The 2,315-nt window shown below is 68.2% G+C and carries 3 protein-coding genes; all 3 read left to right on the forward strand.

The annotated features are described in order from the left end of the window. The first annotated feature begins 80 nt into the window (after positions 1-80). Complete coding sequence (locus ABD912_RS23165) at positions 81-608, forward strand: helix-turn-helix domain-containing protein (protein WP_345154800.1); 528 nt, start codon at positions 81-83, stop codon at positions 606-608. 30 nt (positions 609-638) lie between these two features. Then, complete coding sequence (locus ABD912_RS23170) at positions 639-1,058, forward strand: ImmA/IrrE family metallo-endopeptidase (protein ID WP_345154802.1); 420 nt, start codon at positions 639-641, stop codon at positions 1,056-1,058. 55 nt (positions 1,059-1,113) lie between these two features. Then, the coding region (locus ABD912_RS23175) for a tyrosine-type recombinase/integrase (RefSeq protein WP_345154804.1) at positions 1,114-2,315 on the forward strand (1,202 nt) is incomplete at its 3' end.

Here is a 2,315-nt window from a genome sequence, read left to right on the forward strand (position 1 = left end):
CTTGTTGCACGCCGCTGGGGTAGGCAACACGCAACAACGTCGAGTTGATGTTGCAAAGAAAAAGGCTCCACACTGGGGTCATGAGCGATCAGGACATGAAGCGCCGCATCGGCGAACTCGTAACGGAATCAACCGCGGAACTCGGGCTCTCCCGCAACCAGCTGGCTGACAAAGCCGGCGTGGCCGTCGGGACCCTCTACAACCTGGAGAGCGCGAGGACTTGGCCGCAGCCGGCACGCCTCCGCAGGATCACGGACGCCCTCGGCTGGAAGCCCCGTGCGGTCGACCGGCTACTCACCAGCGGGAAGGAACCCGCAGAGGTCACCCTGGAAGACCTGCGGGAGTCGTCGTGGTCCGATACCGAGTCAAAGGCCGCGCACGACATTTCGGACGAAGCCCTGGTAGTGGAGCTGACGACGCGCCTGCAGATGAAGAACATGGAGTTGGACCGGCTCAAGCGCCGAGTGGAGGAACTGGAGCGCGCCACCCCGCCGTCGCCCGTGGTGCCGCTGCGCTTCGACCAGCAGTTGCCGTTCGCGGCTCACCCGGGCATGCGGTTGGATACGGAGCAGCATCCGGACGACCTGGGCGAGGAGTCGCAGGAGTGAGCGTCGGTGCAGGCCTCTAGGTTGGAGCCCATGTTTGATCCGTGGGACGTCGTGGCTGCTCACCCGTGGCTGGTGGTGAGGCGGGACCGGCTCCCCGAAGGGGTGCCTGGGGCGACGACCGACGGGAACGTGATCTGGCTCGATGAGCGGTTGTCGCAGAGGGAGCGGCGGTGCGTGCTCACGCATGAGCTGGTGCATGTGTCGGCCGGGCATGCGTCCTGCCAGCCGACGGCGGTGGAGCGCCGGGTCAGGTGGGAAGCCGCGCACTTGCTGCTCGAGTGGCCGGACCTTTTCCGGGTGCTGCGCGGCGCCCATTCCTTGGGCGAGGCTGCCGAAGAACTCTGGGTGACGGACATGGTGCTGGGGGACCGGCTGGAGTCCGCGAAGCCGGACGAGCTGGAGGCCCTGCAGGGGCTTCGAAGGATCGTTGGGGAAGGCGTGTCCTGGTGACGAACAGAAGGCGTGTCCTGGTGACGAACAGTGGGGACGGAAAGAGGAGGGCCGCGTGGCCGTAGCCAGAGTCGAAGACCGCTGGTACAAGCGCGACAAGAAGACCAAGACCGCCATGCACGGGCGCGGCCTGCGCTGGCAGGCCCGCTGGGACGAGATGGACGGCACGCCGAAGAAGAAGTCCTTCCGCACCAAGGACGAGGCCGATGCGCACCTGGCCGAGGTCGCGCACAAGAAGCGGACCGGGACCTACGTGGCCGGCAGCGCGGGGGAGGCCTTCGTTGAGGACCTACTTACCCCGTGGCAGGCTGGGCAGTTGCACTGGAAGGCATCGACCCGGGCCGCGGTCGAATCGGACGTGCGCGCCCACCTGCGCCCCCACTGGGGGGACTGGGCCGTCGGGTCAATCCGGAAGCGCGACGTGCAGGACTGGGTGGCCGGCATGAACCAGGCGCCGCGCACCGTGGGCACGATCCACGGCCGGCTGATGGGCTTCCTGGAATGGTGCGTGGAGGAGCAGCGGATCGCCAAGAATCCTGCCTCTGGGGTGAAACTGCCCAAGGGCAGGAAGCGGGAGCACTACTTCCTCACCGTGGATCAGGTGGCTGCCCTGGCCGACACGATCGAGGACCGCTACTCGGACCTGGTCTGGGTGCTGGCGTCGGCCGGGCTGCGCATCGGGGAGGCCGCGGAGCTGCGCGTGCGTGACCTGCAGCTCGAGCGCGGGCGCATCCGCATCGAGCGGTCCGTGGTGTTCGTCGGCGGACGCGAGGCAAAGATCGGCCCGCCTAAGTCGGGGAAGGCCCGGACGGTGCCGGTGATCCCGGCCGTCGCCGAACGGCTGGCCAAACGGGCCAAGGGGCGCGGCTGGGACGAGCTCGTGTTCGCGACGGCGCGGGGCGCGCAGGTGCGGGCCAACAACTTCAAGCGCCGCGAGTTCGACCGGGCCGTGACGGCGGTGAACGCTGCCGCCGACAAGACGCTGGCGGATACCAAGGTCGACGGGGTGCGGATCCCGGAGGGACTGTGGGTGCACGATCTGCGGCACACCGCGGCCTCGTGGGCCGTCCGCTCCGGTGCTAGCGTGAAGTCCGTCCAGCGGATGCTGGGGCATGCGACCGCGGCCATCACGCTGGACACCTACGCCGGTCTGTTCGATGAGGACCTGGATGATGTGGCCGTCAGGATGGGCGCGATGCTGGGCGGTGTGCTGGGGGAGAAGTTCCCCGAAAGTTCCCCGGGCCTCGATTCCGCCGC

It is taken from the genome of Arthrobacter ginkgonis, assembly GCF_039540195.1.
GTDB lineage: Bacteria > Actinomycetota > Actinomycetes > Actinomycetales > Micrococcaceae > Zafaria > Zafaria ginkgonis.

Coding starts and splice junctions, on each gene's coding strand:
- ABD912_RS23165 (WP_345154800.1), top strand. CDS start 81: ATGAGCGATCAGGACATGAAGCGCCGCATCGGCGAACTCGTAACGGAA.
- ABD912_RS23170 (WP_345154802.1), top strand. CDS start 639: ATGTTTGATCCGTGGGACGTCGTGGCTGCTCACCCGTGGCTGGTGGTG.